12 protein-coding genes and 1 riboswitch are annotated in these 14,631 nt (G+C 72.7%); of the genes, 8 read left to right on the top strand and 4 right to left on the bottom strand.

Annotation, left to right across the window (positions count from 1 at the left end; genetic code table 11):
- Positions 1-125: 125 nt before the first annotated feature.
- Entirely contained in the window at positions 126-839 is a 714-nt protein-coding gene (locus IEJ02_RS26410) for a M50 family metallopeptidase (protein ID WP_020868553.1), read from the bottom strand.
- A gap of 48 nt (positions 840-887) precedes the next feature.
- Here IEJ02_RS26410 and IEJ02_RS26405 point away from each other — a divergent pair, with 48 nt between their 5' ends.
- From IEJ02_RS26405 to def, 8 genes are all read left to right on the top strand, one after another.
- Positions 888-1,706 (top strand): SOS response-associated peptidase, encoded by an 819-nt coding sequence (locus tag IEJ02_RS26405; RefSeq protein ID WP_191067150.1) that lies wholly within the window; start codon positions 888-890, stop codon positions 1,704-1,706.
- 83 nt (positions 1,707-1,789) lie between these two features.
- Positions 1,790-2,416, top strand: coding sequence for an alpha/beta hydrolase family protein (locus IEJ02_RS26400; protein WP_191067187.1), 627 nt, complete (start codon positions 1,790-1,792; stop codon positions 2,414-2,416).
- A gap of 396 nt (positions 2,417-2,812) precedes the next feature.
- On the top strand, positions 2,813-3,502 hold the full coding sequence (locus IEJ02_RS26395; protein ID WP_191067149.1) for a sigma-70 family RNA polymerase sigma factor: 690 nt from the start codon (positions 2,813-2,815) through the stop codon (positions 3,500-3,502).
- Complete coding sequence (gene rsrA, locus IEJ02_RS26390) at positions 3,499-3,816, top strand: mycothiol system anti-sigma-R factor (protein WP_137979458.1); 318 nt, start codon at positions 3,499-3,501, stop codon at positions 3,814-3,816. The genes IEJ02_RS26395 and rsrA overlap by 4 nt, the downstream gene beginning before the upstream one ends.
- Positions 3,817-4,087: 271 nt before the next feature.
- Complete coding sequence (locus IEJ02_RS26385; RefSeq protein WP_191067148.1) at positions 4,088-5,599, top strand: HD-GYP domain-containing protein; 1,512 nt, start codon at positions 4,088-4,090, stop codon at positions 5,597-5,599.
- A gap of 428 nt (positions 5,600-6,027) precedes the next feature.
- Positions 6,028-7,293: an HD-GYP domain-containing protein gene (locus IEJ02_RS26380; RefSeq protein WP_191067147.1), complete on the top strand. Its 1,266-nt coding sequence runs from the start codon at positions 6,028-6,030 to the stop codon at positions 7,291-7,293.
- 291 nt (positions 7,294-7,584) lie between these two features.
- The gene (locus tag IEJ02_RS26375; protein WP_137979460.1) at positions 7,585-8,571 is read left to right on the top strand and encodes a tetratricopeptide repeat protein; all 987 of its coding nucleotides are present in this window, start codon (positions 7,585-7,587) and stop codon (positions 8,569-8,571) included.
- Positions 8,572-9,511: 940 nt separating this feature from the next.
- The gene (def, locus tag IEJ02_RS26370) at positions 9,512-10,141 is read left to right on the top strand and encodes a peptide deformylase (RefSeq protein ID WP_191067146.1); all 630 of its coding nucleotides are present in this window, start codon (positions 9,512-9,514) and stop codon (positions 10,139-10,141) included.
- 59 nt (positions 10,142-10,200) lie between these two features.
- Here the strand turns inward: def and IEJ02_RS26365 are convergent, their stop codons facing one another.
- The 3 genes from IEJ02_RS26365 to IEJ02_RS26355 all read right to left on the bottom strand — a co-directional run bounded on the left by IEJ02_RS26365 (position 10,201) and on the right by IEJ02_RS26355 (position 14,565).
- On the bottom strand, positions 10,201-11,232 hold the full coding sequence (locus IEJ02_RS26365; RefSeq protein WP_223864439.1) for a ribonucleotide-diphosphate reductase subunit beta: 1,032 nt from the start codon (positions 11,230-11,232) through the stop codon (positions 10,201-10,203).
- 17 nt (positions 11,233-11,249) lie between these two features.
- Positions 11,250-13,652 carry a ribonucleoside-diphosphate reductase subunit alpha gene (locus IEJ02_RS26360; protein WP_191067144.1) on the bottom strand — a complete coding sequence of 801 codons (2,403 nt, stop codon included), beginning with the start codon at positions 13,650-13,652 and terminating at the stop codon, positions 11,250-11,252.
- A gap of 136 nt (positions 13,653-13,788) precedes the next feature.
- A riboswitch (cobalamin riboswitch) is annotated at positions 13,789-13,942 on the bottom strand.
- A 116-nt stretch (positions 13,943-14,058) separates the two neighbouring features.
- On the bottom strand, positions 14,059-14,565 hold the full coding sequence (locus IEJ02_RS26355) for a GNAT family N-acetyltransferase (protein WP_191067143.1): 507 nt from the start codon (positions 14,563-14,565) through the stop codon (positions 14,059-14,061).
- Between the last annotated feature and the right edge of the window lie 66 nt (positions 14,566-14,631).

Genomic DNA, 14,631 nt, shown 5'->3' with positions numbered 1-14,631 from the left:
CCCAGTCGAAACACGGCGCTGCTACGGGCACCGATGGAGGCGCGCCGGGCGCTCGTACGGGGTCACGGTCCCGGCGGCCAGGGTCACGGTCCCAACGGCCAGGGTCACAGCCCGAGCAGCCCGGGTCACAGCCCGAGCAGCCAGCGCCCTCCGGCGAGCAGCGAACACAGCGAAACCACGTGGAAGAGCAGCAGCCAGGCGCCGGCCGGAATGCCCGTCAGCCGGGCGAGCTGGTCGGGGTCGGAGTCGTACGCGCCGCCGTGACGGCGCTTGCGCTGGAGCTCGAAGGCCGGACGCACGCCCCCCAGGAGGAGGAACCACACCACGGCGTACGCGAACCCCGCCTGGACGTCCGGCCCGGTCAGCCAGGAGACGAGGAAGAAGGCGGCCCCGCTGATGACGACCGTAAGGACGCCATAGGCGTTGCGGATCATCACCAGCATCGCGACCAGCAGCGCCGTCGTCCCCCACAGCAGCAAGGTGATGTGGTTCGCCGCCAGCAGCCAGGCGCCGCCGAGGCCCAGCAGGGACGGGGCGGTGTAGCCGGACGCCGCGGTGAGGATCATGCCCAGGCCCGTGGGCTTGCCGCGGGAGACGGTCAGCCCCGAGGTGTCCGAGTGCAGCCGTATGCCGTCCAGCCGCCGCCCGCTGAGCAGGGCGACCACGGCGTGGCCGCCCTCGTGGGCGATGGTGATGGCGTTACGGGCTATCCGCCACGCGGTGCGGAAGACCACGACCGCGAACGCGATCACGCCGGTGGAGACGACCAGCCAGGTGGTGGGGTCGGGCTGGGCGCCGGTCACCCGGTCCCACAGATCGGCGGCGTTCGTTGCGTCCATGTGCGGGCGGCTCCTCACGTCGGTAGGGGTCGTGGCAGTGTGGCACCTATGTGCGGTCGATACGCAGCGAGCCGGAGGCCGGAGGATCTCGTCGGGCTCTTCGGAGTGGAGAAGTGGGAGCCGGAGGAGACTCTGGCGCCGGACTGGAACGTCGCGCCCACCAAGGACGTGTACGCGGTGCTCGAACGTCCCCTTAAGGACGCCGCCGAACCGCGCCCGGTTCGCCAGCTGAGGGCGCTGAAGTGGGGGCTGGTGCCGTCCTGGGCGAAGTCCCCCGAGGGCGGCGCCAAGATGATCAACGCACGGGCCGAGACCGTGCACGAGAAGCCGTCCTACCGGCGCCCGTTCGCCTCGCGGCGCTGCATCCTGCCCGCCGACGGCTACTACGAGTGGGTCACCGCGGCGGGGGAGCGGCAGCTGGAGGAGAAGGGCAAGCGCAAGCGGCCCCGCAAGCAGCCGTACTTCGTGACCCCGGTGGACGGCTCGGTGATGGCCATGGCCGGGCTGTACGAGTTCTGGCGGGACCGGACGCTGCCCGACGAGCACCCCCGGGCGTGGTGGGTCACCTGCACGGTGATCACCACCGAGGCGGACAAGGAGCCCTTCGGGGGCGCGGCCCGGGACGAGGGGCCGCGCTCGCTCGCCGAGATCCACCCGCGGATGCCGCTGGTCCTCACCGAGGACCGCTGGGCCTCCTGGCTGGACCCGGGCCGCACCGACCCCGACGACCTGCTGCCGCTGCTGGCGCCGCCGCCCTCCGGGCTGCTGCGGGCCTACCCGGTGACGACCGGGGTGAGTGATGTCCGTAACAACGGCCCCGAGCTGCTCGATGAACTCGAGGCCCCGGAGGAGGGCACGCTGTTCTGATGGCCGCGAAGAAGACGGACGAACCTCGGAAGAGGACGGACGAGCCTCAGAAGAGGACGGACGAGCCTCAGGTGACCACCGAGATGGTGGCGACCCCGGCCGGGGACGCGCGGATCACCTGGCACCACGCCCCCGGCGCCCATGCCCTGCTCGCCGCGAGCCATGGCGCCGGCGGGGGCATCGAGGCGCGGGACCTGCGTGCGCTGGCCGGGGCGCTCCCCGGGCTCGGGGTGAGCGTCGCGCTGGTCGAGCAGCCCTGGCGGGTGGCGGGCAAGAAGGTCGCGCCCGCACCCTCGACCCTGGACACCGGATGGCGTGCCGTATGGCCCGCGCTGGAGAAGGCCGGGCTGCCGATCGTGGCGGGCGGCCGCAGCGCCGGGGCGCGGGTGGCCTGCCGGACCGCGACGGAGCTGGGCGCGAAGGCCGTGCTGGCCCTGTCGTTCCCGCTGCACACGCCGGGCAAGCCGGAGCGGTCCCGGGCCGAGGAGCTGCTGGGCACGGGCGTGCCGACGCTGATCGTCCAGGGCGGCCGGGACCCGTTCGGGCGCCCGGAGGAGTTCCCGGAGCTGCCCGCGGCCATGGAGCTCGTGGAGGTGCCGTACGGCGATCATGTCTTCGGCCTGCCGAAGTCGGCGGACCTCGACGAGCCCGCGGCGCTCGCCCTGATCACCGGGGCCGTCGCCGATTGGCTGCCGCGTGCCCTGGGCTGATCGCTGACAATGGCCGCTGGCCGCTGGCCGCTGGCCGCCGTCGCTGATCGTCGACTTCTGACCGCTGGCCCGCCGGCCGCTGACCCGCCCTGGTCAAGGGCGCCGGGCGCCGGGCCGGGGGCAGGGGCGGGGGCGGGAATGCGACGCGGGGGATCCGTGTTGAACGGGCTGTCGGTACTCACCGTGTAAGAGGCACTGATACGCGGAATACGAGGAAGAGGAGTCCCCCGCATGGGTTCGCTTGCTTGCCCGGCCCGTCCACGCGCCGCTGACCTGGACTGGTCCCAGCTGCAGGCGGCGCAGGCCGTGAAGATCGGAGCGGCGGGCGCACCGGATCGTCGTCTATTCTCCGATTCGAGCGGGTCCGCATCCGGACCCGACACGAAGCTGGAGGAGGTGGGTCAGGTCACTGGGACCGACGCAGGGACCGACGGCGTTACCGAGGGAGAGCCGATCGAGCGGTCGCAGGAGTCGTCCTCGGAGCGCAATGCGCGCTTCGAGCGGGACGCCCTTGCCTTCCTGGACCAGATGTACTCGGCCGCGCTGCGGATGACGCGTAACCCGGCCGACGCGGAGGACCTCGTGCAGGAGACCTACGCGAAGGCGTACGGGTCCTTCCACCAGTTCCGCGAGGGCACCAACCTCAAGGCGTGGCTGTACCGCATCCTGACCAATACCTTCATCAACTCGTACCGCAAGAAGCAGCGGGAGCCGCAGCGCAGCGCGGCCGAGGAGATCGAGGACTGGCAGCTCGCGCGCGCCGAGTCGCACATGTCGACCGGTCTGCGCTCCGCCGAGTCGCAGGCCCTCGACCACCTGCCCGACTCCGATGTCAAGGAGGCCCTTCAGGCCATCCCCGAGGAGTTTCGCATCGCGGTCTATCTCGCGGATGTCGAGGGCTTTGCCTACAAGGAGATCGCGGACATCATGGGTACACCCATCGGTACGGTGATGTCCCGGCTGCACCGTGGGCGCCGCCAGCTGCGCGGTCTGCTGGAGGACTACGCCCGTGGGCGCGGGCTGGTCCCGGCGGGCGCGGGCGCCGCGGCGGACGAGTCGCACGATCGGAAAGGCGCGGACTCATGAGCTGCGGAGAGCCGCATGAGACGGACTGCTCCGAGGTTCTCGACCACCTCTACGAGTTCCTCGACCACGAGATGCCGGACGGCGACTGCGCCAAGTTCGAGGTGCACTTCGACGAGTGCTCCCCGTGCCTGGAGAAGTACGGCCTCGAGAAGGCCGTGAAGAAGCTCGTCAAGCGGTGCTGCGGCCATGACGACGTGCCCACCGACCTCCGGTCGAAGGTCATGGGGCGGATCGAGCTGATCCGCTCCGGGCAGGCGGTGCCGGAGCGCGAGATCACGACGGAGACGAAGGCGCCGAGCAGCGCCCAGGAGTGATCCCGGCGGGGCGCAGGGCCCAGGAGTGACCTCGGGGCGCAGCGCCCAGGAGTGACCCCGCGGCTCGGTCCCCAGTGGTACGCCGGTCGAACGTGAGTGGACTTGGCGCGTTCTCGCTCCCACCCTCGGTGATCAGATCATCACTCGAAGGGGTGTAATCGGACAGTCCCTCCGGTCCCATACGCCCCGTCTCGTCCTAAGCTCCCCAACCACCTGACCCGCCCCGCCCGAGAGGGGCGGCGCAATGGACATGGATGGGGAGGAGGACACCGTGCGGGCACTTCCCCACGGCGCGCGCGCCTATGTCCTGTGCGCCGTGCTCGCCGGGGCGTACTGCGCCGCCCCGGCCGTACGACCCGGAGCGGCCGTCCCCTGGGCCACGACCGCCCTGCTCGCCGCGGTCCACGCGGTCGGCTCCAGGGTCCGCGCCCGCTGGCCGGAATGGTGCAGCCCCGTCCTTCTGGCCGGGGCTTTTCTGCTGCCGCCCGCCGCCGCGGCGCTGGTCGCCGTGCCCGGTGCGCTGCTCGCCCGCGTCGAGCGGCCCCCGGCCGGGGCGCGGCGGGCCTGGCGCGCCGCACGGCTCTCGCTGGCCGTCTGGGCCGCCTCGTGCGCCTTCGCGGCCCTGGACGGCCCCGGGACCCTCAGCGCCCTCTGGGCCCTCGGCGACGGCGCCCAGGCCTCTGTTGGGCAGGCGTCCGCTGGGCAGGTCCCCGCTGGGGCCTCCGCTGGGCAGGCGTCCGCCGCGCTGGCGTCCGCTACGCAGGCGTCCGCTACGCCCGGCTTTCCGTACGCCCTGGCGGCCGCGGTGGCCGCCGCGCTCGTCCTGGGCCTGACCGCCACCGCACTGGAGGGCGGGGTGCTGGTCACCGCCGAGCGGCAGTCCCCGCGCGCCGCCTGGTGGGGGCGGCTGCCCGGCGCCCTCGCCCCGTACCTGGTGCACGGGCCCGCCGGGCTGGCCATGGCCGTGCTGTGGCGCAGCCCTTACGGACCGGCGGCGGCCCTGCTGGTGCTGCTGCCGATGTACGTCTGCGCCTGCGGCTTCGTGCTCTACCGCCGCGAGAGCGCCGCTCACCAGGCCACCATCCGGGCCCTGGTCCAGGCGGTCGACATCAAGGACCGCTACACCCGGGGCCACAGCGAGCGCGTCGGCCGCGCCTCCGCGATGATCGCCCGTGAGCTGGGCATGAGCGGCGACCGGCTGGAGGCGGTGCGGATCGCGGGCATCCTGCACGACGTCGGCAAGCTCGGCGTGCCCACCCGGCTGCTGCGCAAAAACGGTCCGCTGACGCCTGATGAGCGCCGGGTGATCGAGCTGCACCCCGAGTACGGCGACGAGATGGTGCGCGGCATCGGCTTCCTGGGCGAGGCGCGGGCCGCGATCCTCCACCACCATGAGCGGCTGGACGGCAGCGGCTATCCGTACGGGCTCGCCGGGGCGCAGATCCCGGAGTTCGCCCGGGTGGTCGCGGTGGCGGACGCCTTCGACGCGATGACCTCGACGCGTACGTACCGCAGGGCGCGGTCGGTGCCCACGGCCGTGGAGGAGCTGAAGCGGTGCGCGGGCTCGCAGTTCGACCCCCGCATGGTGCGGGCCCTCACCCGCGCCCTGGACCGCCACGGCTGGCACGCGACGGTCACGGCGGACGCCCCTGAGGAGCGCGGAAACGTCCCAGCAGACGCCCTCCCCGAGCCCGCCCCGCCCCTGGTGCGCGCGGCGGCCCCCGGCACGGCCACCCCCGGCGGACCCCGCCCCGGCACGGGCGGCCCCGGCGGTGGCCCATGAGCCCCGCCGAGAACCCCACCACACCCAGCACGAACGATTCCGCCCGGGCCCCCGGGCCCGCCCCCGGTCCGGCCGACGAGGGCCCCGGGGAAGCCCCGGACCGCCCTGACCCTGAGCGGGCCCCCGGACCAGCCAACGCTGGACCAGGGGGAACCCCGGGCGCTTCGGGCAAAGGCGAGCCCGGCGTCACGGGCCGCTGTGGTCCGCGGGGGCGGGATGAAAGCGCGGCTCAGTGGCCTGCCAGGGGGGCTCGTCCCGCCTCGGTAGTGGCCACTTCCCGGACCCCTAACGCCCTTGCGCGGATCGCCGAGCGGCACGCCCGGGCCTTTCATCGCGCCCGACGCCAACGAGCCGAGACCGTCGCCGCGCGCGAGGAGGGGCGGGAGCGGATATCCCGGGGGCGTTGTGGCGGCCTTACGGTCGTCGCCGTGTATGGCGCGGCGGGGGCGCTTGCCGTGGTGGCGCTGGTGTGGACCGAGTGGCATGGGGCGCGGCAGGCGGAGGCGGCGCTGGCCTTCGGGGCGCTCATCGCCGTGGGGGAGGCGATCCGGTGCGTCGAGGCGCCGCCCGCGCTGCCGGGCGGCGGCGGGGGAGTGCCCGATCCGCGCGGTGAGCCCGCGCCGCTCGCCGCCGCAGGCGCCCTCGGATACGCCCTGCTCGGGCGGCTCGGCGGGGAGCCCGCCACCCACGGCGTCCTCCAGGTGGTCACCGTCGTCGTGGCCGCGTCCCTCGCCGGGCTGGTGGCGCCGCTCGCGCTCGGCTGCCCGGTCGACCCCGGCCACACCGCCCGCCGGGTGCTGACCGCCGCGTTCGCTGCCGTCTGCTTCCAACCGCTGCACCGGACCGGCCGTTTGGCCGATTGGCTCGGCCACGGCCCGTCCATCGTCGGCTATTTGCTCGCCCTGCTGACCCTGACCGCCCTCTGCGACGCCGTCCTGGCCGCCGCGCTCGCCCGCGCCCGTACCGGCTGGCCTTACGGGCCGCTGCTCCGCGACGAGCTGCGGTCGCTGCCCGGCGTGGGGGCTGCGGTGTGCGCGACCGCGGCCGTGATGGCGCTCACCGTGGCCGTCGCCGGGCTGTGGCCGGTGCCGGTGCTGGCGGTGCCGCTGCTGCTGATCCAGTACTCCTACCGCCGCTACGCCGGGATACGGGCCACCTACCGCCAGACCATCGCCTCCCTGGCCCGGTCGACCGAGATAGCCGGGTACACCCCGACGGGCCACGCCCGCGAGGTGGCCGGGCTCAGCCGGGCCGTGGGGCGTGAGCTGGGCCTCTCCGAGCCCCGGCTGACCGTGCTGGAGTACGCGGCGCTGATGCACGACATCGGCCAGCTGTCGCTGGTGGACCCGGTGCCCGCCGGGGCCACCGAACCGCTGCCCGCCGCCGAGCAGCGCAAAATCGCGCTGCTCGGCGGCGCTGTGGTACGCCAGACCGGGGTACCCGCCGAGGTAGCGCTGGTCGTGGAGCGCCAGGCGGACCCGTACCGCGAGCAGCCGCTCGCCGCGCGTATCGTGCGCGCGGTGAACGCGTACACCGAGTTGGTGAGCGGGCCCGCGGCCGAGGGAGCGGCCGGGGCGGCCGCGCTGCGCGCCCTGGAGCGGCTGCGGCTGGCCACGGCGCGCGACTTCGACCCGGTCGTGGTCGAGGCGCTCGCCACGGTGCTGTCGCGCGGGGTGCACGGCCGGTCCCGGTGACCGGCCCGGTGACCGGCCCCGGTGACCGGCCCCGGCGACCGGCCCCGGTGAGAACTGAGAACTCGCCGGTAATGAGCGGGCCTCCCGAGGGGCATGGTTGGATGCGAGGAGAGGGGTGCCAGGCCAGATGGCCGGTGGCAAGGAGGTGTGGTGGGCGTCGCATCCCGGCCGCAGGGTGAGGGGTCGGGCTGAGATGTCCGCGAATGTGTGGCAGGTTGTCTTCAAGGGAGGGCGACGCCGTCCGCGAAGGCATCTGGTACGGGACGACTTCGATACCGGCAGGCGGGAATCGTGAAGATCTTCGGCAAGGTACGGCACCGGCCGTCCGCCTCATGGCGGCAGGCCACGGACCGTGCGTTCACGCTCATCGGCGACGGCCGGTACGAGGACGCGGGCGCGCTGCTGACCCGCGCCGCCGACCTGGAGCCGTGGCTGTCGGAGTCCTGGTTCAACCTGGCGCTGCTGCACAAGTTCCGGCACGACTGGGAGCAGGCGCGCGCCGCGGGGCTGCGGGCGGTCGCGCTGCTGGACCGCGAGACGGGCGCTCCGGACTGGTGGAACGTGGGCATCGCGGCCACCGCGCTCCAGGACTGGCCGCTGGCCCGCCGCGCCTGGCAGGCGTACGGGCTGAAGGTGCCCGGAGAGGCGTCCGCGTCCGGTGAGCCGCTCGGCATGGAGCTGGGCAGCGCGGCGGTGCGGCTGTCCCCTGAGGGCGAGGCCGAGGTCGTCTGGGGCCGCCGGCTGGACCCGGCCCGGATCGAGGTGCTGTCCATCCCGCTGCCGTCGTCAGGGCGGCGCTGGGGCGAGGTGGTGCTGCACGACGGTGTGCCGCACGGTGAGCGGGCGACCTCCGCGGGCCCCGTGTACCCGGTCTTCGACGAGATCGAGCTGTGGGCGCCGTCCCCGGTGCCGACCTGGGTGGTGCTGCTGGAGGCGGCCACCGAGGCCGACCGGGACGCCCTGGAGCGGCTCGCGGCGGACGCGGGCTTCGCGGCCGAGGACTGGTCGTCGTCGGTGCGGCTGCTGTGTCGTTCCTGCTCGGAGAGCCGGATGCCCAGCGACGAGGGCGAGGGCGAGCATCTGGACCCCCACGACCACAGCGAACCGGGCCACCCCGGGCCGCTGGGCCACCGTATGGCGGGCTCGGGCTCGCTGTGGGTTCCCGAGCGCGAATGCGGGATCGCGGCGCCTGGGGGGCTGGTGCGGGGGTTGCTGGACGGGTGGGTCGCGGACAGCCCGGATACGCGTGAGTGGCGGGACTTGGAAGAGGTCTGCTGAGCGGCTGGCGGCTGGCGGCTGCACTGGGTCTTAGGGGTGTCGGGCGGATCGCGGCGCCTGCGGCGGGCTTGTCCCCTCCCCGCCCCTTCCCGAATCTGGGGCTTCGCCCCAGGCCCCGGCGGGGCTCTGCCCCTGGCCCCGATCCGGGGCTTCGCCCCTGGCCCCGGGTGGGGCTTTGCCGCTGGTCCTGATCTGGGGCTTTGCCTCTGGCCCCGGTGGGGCTTTGCCTATGGTCCTGAACCGGGGCTTTGCCTCTGGCCCCGGTGGGGCTTTGCCTATGGTCCTGAACCGGGGCTTTGCCTCTGGCCCCGGTGGGGCTTTGCCGCTGGTCCTGATCTGGGGCTTTGCCTCTGGTCCTGAACCGGGGCTTTGCCTCTGGCCCCGGTGGGGCTTTGCCCCTGGCCCTGAACCGGGGCGTCGCCTCAGGCCCCGGACCGGGGCTCTGCCCCTGGCCCCGAACCGGGGCTTCGCCCCAGCTGGCGGTGGGGCTCTGCCCAGGTCCTGGGGCGGGGCTCTGCCCCAGACCCCGGCCGGGAGCCCCGGACGTGCGCGGGTCTCCGCTGCGCTGGTGTGCCGACCGCGATCAGGCCGCCGGTGCAGGCACTCGCGCCCTCACCGTCGGGCCCGCGGACGCCTTGGCCCCCTGGCCTCCTGGCCTCCTGGTCACCGGTCGGCTGCTCGATCACCGCGTCGCGGGTGGCGCGGTCGGTGTCCTGGTCGGTGAGCTGATCGCGGCTGCGGTCGGTTCGTCGGCCACGGGGGCCGGGGGCGGAGCCCCGGTAGCGGGGAGGGGCGGGGAGGGGAAAGCACCGATATGCGGCTCCGCTGCGTGGTCCGCCAGCAGCCCGGTCACAGTGCGTAAGCGCACCGCGCCCCGCCGCGCCGTGCCCGTACCCTGTAGGGCGACGCATCACGGTTGAAGGAAGGCATACGGCGGACGATGTCGCAGCAAGGGACGAAGCAGCGGGTGGACGACGAGTTCATCGTGGACACGGAGGACTGCGAGGAGCGCGAGCGGGCCTTCCGCGAGCGCGGCACCGCCCGCCCGATCACCGTGTACGGCAACCCGGTCCTGCACAAGGAGTGCCGGGACGTGACCGTGTTCGACGAGGAGCTCGCGCGGCTCGTCGACGACATGTTCGCCAGCCAGCGGGCGGCGGAGGGCGTGGGCCTGGCCGCCAACCAGATCGGTGTCGACCTTAAGGTCTTCGTCTACGACTGCATGGACGACGAGGGCGTTCGCCATGTGGGCGTGGTGTGCAACCCGGTGCTGGAGGAGCTGCCGGCCGACCGCCGGGTGCTGGACGACTCCAACGAGGGCTGCCTGTCGGTCCCCACGGCCTACGCGGAGCTGGCCCGCCCCGACTACGCGGTGGTGCGCGGCCAGGACCTCAACGGCGAGCCGATCGCGGTGCGCGGCACCGGCTACTTCGCGCGCTGTCTCCAGCACGAGACCGACCACCTTTACGGCTACCTCTACATCGACCGGCTCTCCAAGCGCGACCGTAAGGATGTGCTGAAGCAGATGGCCGAGGGCACCGCCCGCTATGAGACGGTGCCCAACGACTGAGTGTGTCCCACCGCACAGGGCGGGCCGGACCTCTCCGGGTCCGGCCCGCCCTGTAGACATCAGAAGTCGTCGTCGAAGGCGACCGACCCCTCGACCGCGACCTGGTACGCCGAAGCGCGCCGCTCGAAGAAGTTGGTCAGCTCCTGGACGTTCTGCAGCTCCATGAAGGAGAACGGGTTCTCCGAGCCGAAGACCGGCGCGAAGCCGAGCCGCCGCAGGCGCTGGTCGGCCACGCACTGCAGATACTCCTGCATCGACGCCGTGTTCATGCCCGGCAGCCCCTCGCCGCACAGATCGCGGGCGAACTGGAGCTCCGCCTCGACGGCCTCCTTCAGCATGTCGGTGACCTGCCGCTGAAGTTCGTCGTCGAAGAGTTCCGGCTCCTCCTCGCGGACGGTGTCCACGACCGAGAAGGCGAACTCCATGTGCATCGACTCGTCGCGGAACACCCAGTTGGTGCCCGTCGCCAGGCCGTGCAGCAGCCCGCGCGAGCGGAACCAGTACACGTACGCGAAGGCGCCGTAGAAGAACAGCCCCTCGATGCAGGCCGCGAAGCAGATCAGGTTGAGCAGGAAGCGGCGGCGGTCCTCCTTGGTCTCCAGCCGCTCGATCTTCTCCACCGAGTCCATCCAGCGGAAGCAGAACTCCGCCTTCTCCCGGATGGAGGGGATGTTCTCGACGGCGGCGAAGGCCGCGGCGCGGTCGTCCGGGTCGGGGAGGTAGGTGTCCAGCAGCGTCAGATAGAACTGGACGTGCACCGCCTCCTCGAAGAGCTGCCGCGACAGATACAGCCGCGCCTCGGGGGAGTTGATGTGCTTGTAGAGCGTCAGCACCAGGTTGTTGGCCACGATCGAGTCGCCGGTCGCGAAGAAGGCGACCAGACGGCCGATCAGGTGCTGCTCACCGGGGGAGAGCTTGGCGAGGTCGGCGACGTCGGAGTGGAGGTCGACCTCCTCCACGGTCCAGGTGTTCTTGATCGCGTCGCGGTAGCGGTCGTAGAACTGCGGGTACCGCATCGGCCGCAGGGTCAGCTCGAACCCGGGATCCAGCAGGTTCTTGGTGTGGCCCGGCGCGGTGTTCACGGTGGTCATCTCGGATGCGGTGGGCATTACTGGCAGGCCTCGCAGGACTCGGGGTTTTCCAGGGAGCAGGCGATCGCGTCGGCCTCGGCCGGGGCCTCCTGCACGGGGAGGGGCGCGGGGGTGGCGGCGGCGCCACCCCGGGCGCTCTGGGCGATCCGGGTGGCCGGACGCGAGCGCAGGTAGTACGTGGTCTTGATGCCGCGCTTCCAGGCGTACGCGTACATCGAGCTGAGCTTGCCGATGGTCGGCGAGGCCATGAAGAGGTTCAGCGACTGGCTCTGGTCGAGGTACGGGGTGCGGGCCGCCGCCATGTCGATCAGGGCGCGCTGCGGGATCTCCCACGCGGTGCGGTACAGCTCCCGTACGTCCGCGGGCACCCAGGAGAAGTCCTGGACCGAGCCGTTGGACTCGCGCAGCGCCTCGCGGGTCTGGGCGTCCCAGACGCCCAGCTTCTTGAGGTCGTCCACCAGATAGGAGTTGACCTGGAGGAACTCCCCGCTGAGCGTTTCGCGCTTGAAGAGGTTGGAGACCTGCGGCTCGATGCACTCGTAGACCCCCGCGATGGAGGCGATGGTCGCGGTCGGCGCGATCGCCAGCAGCAGTGAGTTCCGCATCCCGGACTTCGCCATCCGCGCGCGCAGCGCCTGCCAGCGCTCCGGCCAGGTGGCCACCGCGTCCGGGTAGTGGTCCGGGTGCAGCACACCGCGCGCGGTGCGGGTCTCGGCCCAGGCGGGGTGCGGGCCGTGGCGCTCGGCGAGCTCGCAGGACGCCTCGTACGCGGCGAGCATGATGCGCTCGGAGATCCGCGTGGACAGCGCCGTGGCCTCGGGCGAGTCGAACGGCAGCCGCAGCCGGAAGAAGACGTCCTGGAGGCCCATGAGGCCCAGACCCACCGGGCGCCAGCGGGAGTTGGAGGCCCCGGCCTCCTCCGTGGGGTAGAAGTTGATGTCCACCACGCGGTCGAGGAAGGTCACGGCGGTGTGGACGGTGGCGTCCAGGCGCTCCCAGTCCAGCTGCCCGTCCTCGCCCAGGTGCGCGGCGAGGTTGACCGATCCGAGGTTGCACACGGCGGTCTCGCCGTCGTTCGTGACCTCCAGGATCTCGGTGCAGAGGTTGGAGGAGTGGACGACCCTGCCGGGCTCGGCGGTCTGGTTGGCGGTGCGGTTGGCGGCGTCCTTGAACGTCATCCAGCCGTTGCCGGTCTGCGCGAGGGTGCGCATCATCCGGGCGTACAGCTGGCGGGCCGGGACCTGCTTGACGGCCTTCCCCTCGGCCTCGGCCCTGCGGTACGCGGCGTCGAACTCCTCGCCCCACAGGTCCACCAGATCGGGCGCGTCCACCGGGGAGAACAGCGACCAGTCGGCGTCCGCCTCGACCCGGCGCATGAACTCGTCCGGGATCCAGTGGGCGATGTTGAGGTTGTGGGTGCGGCGGGCGTCCTCGCCGGTGTTGTCCCGCAGCTCCAGGAACTCCTCGAGGTCCGCGTGCCAGGTCTCCAGGTAGACACAGGCCGCGCCCTTGCGCCGGCCGCCCTGGTTGACGGCGGCCACCGAGGCGTCGAGCGTGCGCAGGAACGGCACGATGCCGTTGGAGTGCCCGTTGGTGCCCCGGATCAGCGAACCGCGCGCCCGGATGCGGGAGTAGGACAGGCCGATGCCGCCCGCGTGCTTCGACAGCCGCGCCACCTGGTGGTAGCGGTTGTAGATCGAGTCCAGCTCGTCCAGCGGCGAGTCCAGCAGATAGCAGGACGACATCTGCGGATGCCGGGTGCCGGAGTTGAACAGCGTGGGGGAGCTGGGCAGGTACGACAGCGTGCTGGTCAGCCGGTAGAGCTCGGCCACGTCCTCCAGCGCCCGCTCCGAGTGGTCCTCGGCGAGCCCGCAGGCCACGCGCAGCAGGAAGTGCTGCGGGGTCTCGATCACCTGACGGGTGAGGGGGTGGCGCAGCAGATAGCGGCTGTAGAGGGTGCGCAGCCCGAAGTAGCCGAAGCGGTTGTCGGCGCCGTCGGCCAGGGCCCGCTCCACCAGCGCGTCCAGCCGCTCGGCGTGGGCGGCGGCGAACTCCGCGGTGGAGTCGGCGAGCAGGCCCTCGCGGTGGCCCACCCGGACGGAGGCCGAGAAGGAGACCGCGCCCTGCCCGGCCGCCTCCTGCGTGATGGTGAGCGCCAGCAGCCGCGCCGCGAGCCGCGAGTACTCCGGCTCCTCGGCGATCAGCCCGGCCGCCGCCTCGGTCGCGAGGGCCCGCAACTCCGCCTCGTCCGAGCCGGGATGACGGCCGCGCAGGGCGGCGGCCGCGACCTTGCCGGGATCGGTGGCGGGCAGGTCGGCGGTGAGTCCGGTAAGGGTCCGTAGCAGGGCGGTCCCGGGCGCGTCGTCCGCTGCCTGAGAAGCCGCCTGCGCTGAAACCGGATCGGCGGGCGCGATGGTCACTGAGGTGCTCTCCCTCGCTGGGCTGGGGCCACGAGGGGTGGTGCGATGGGCGCGTACGGGCATGCCGATGCCGCACTCCTCGTACGCCGGGCACACCACGCAGCGTCCATCGGCCCAACCCTCGAGGCCGGGGGACGTGTTCACAGGGCCGTCGGCAGGTGCTCGGACTCACGGGCACGCCGAATTGAGCGCACACGTACACCGTTGCGGGACAGTTCCGGATTCCCACCGGATTCCCCTGCGGCGACAGCGAGCACGAGCATACATCTTGTGTCGGCCGACGCACGCGCCCCCATATCTTGTGTCGGAGCTGCGGAGTTTCGCATGAATGTGCTCATGCGTTCCGGAGGTGGCCCGTGACCTGGGGCGCGCGTCAGGCCATCACTTGGGCGTGTGGCGGCGGGCGTCACAGCTCCACGGTGAAGGCCCAGAGGGTGATGTCCGTCCCCGGCAGGGGCGCCCAGTCGCGCTCCGGGGCACGGACGAAACCCAGCCGCTCGTACAGGCGGTGGGCGGCGGTCATCGACCGCTGGCTGCTGATCACTATGCGCCGCAGGCCCAGTGCGCGGGCCCGGTCCAGGCAGGCTCGTACGAGTGCTTCGGCGGCGCCGCGTCGGCGCGACTCGGGGCGGACGGCCAGCATCCGGAACTCGCCCTCGCCGGGGCGGGCCAGCTCCGCGTACGCCCCGCCGTGCACGGCGAACGCCACGGCGCCCAGGACCTCGTCGCTGGCCGCGTCCGCCGCGACCAGCAGCTCGGCCTCGGCGGCCCGGCGGCGGGCGTCGCGCAGGGTGGCGAGATAAGGATCACTGTCCTCGAAGTCCAGGAGCCCGTCCCCCAGGTACACCTGCGCGGTGAGCTCCCCGATTCCGTCCAGTTCCTCGTCCCGCGCGTGCCTGATCGTGATATCCATGCCCGCAGTCTGCCGCAGGCCACTGACAGCCGGGTCGCCGTGCGCCGGGGGTGGGCGCCGGGGTGG

It is taken from the genome of Streptomyces sp. 5-10 (assembly GCF_014712245.1).
Classification (GTDB): domain Bacteria; phylum Actinomycetota; class Actinomycetes; order Streptomycetales; family Streptomycetaceae; genus Streptomyces; species Streptomyces violaceusniger.
This window is presented reverse-complemented; position numbering and strand designations above follow the sequence as displayed.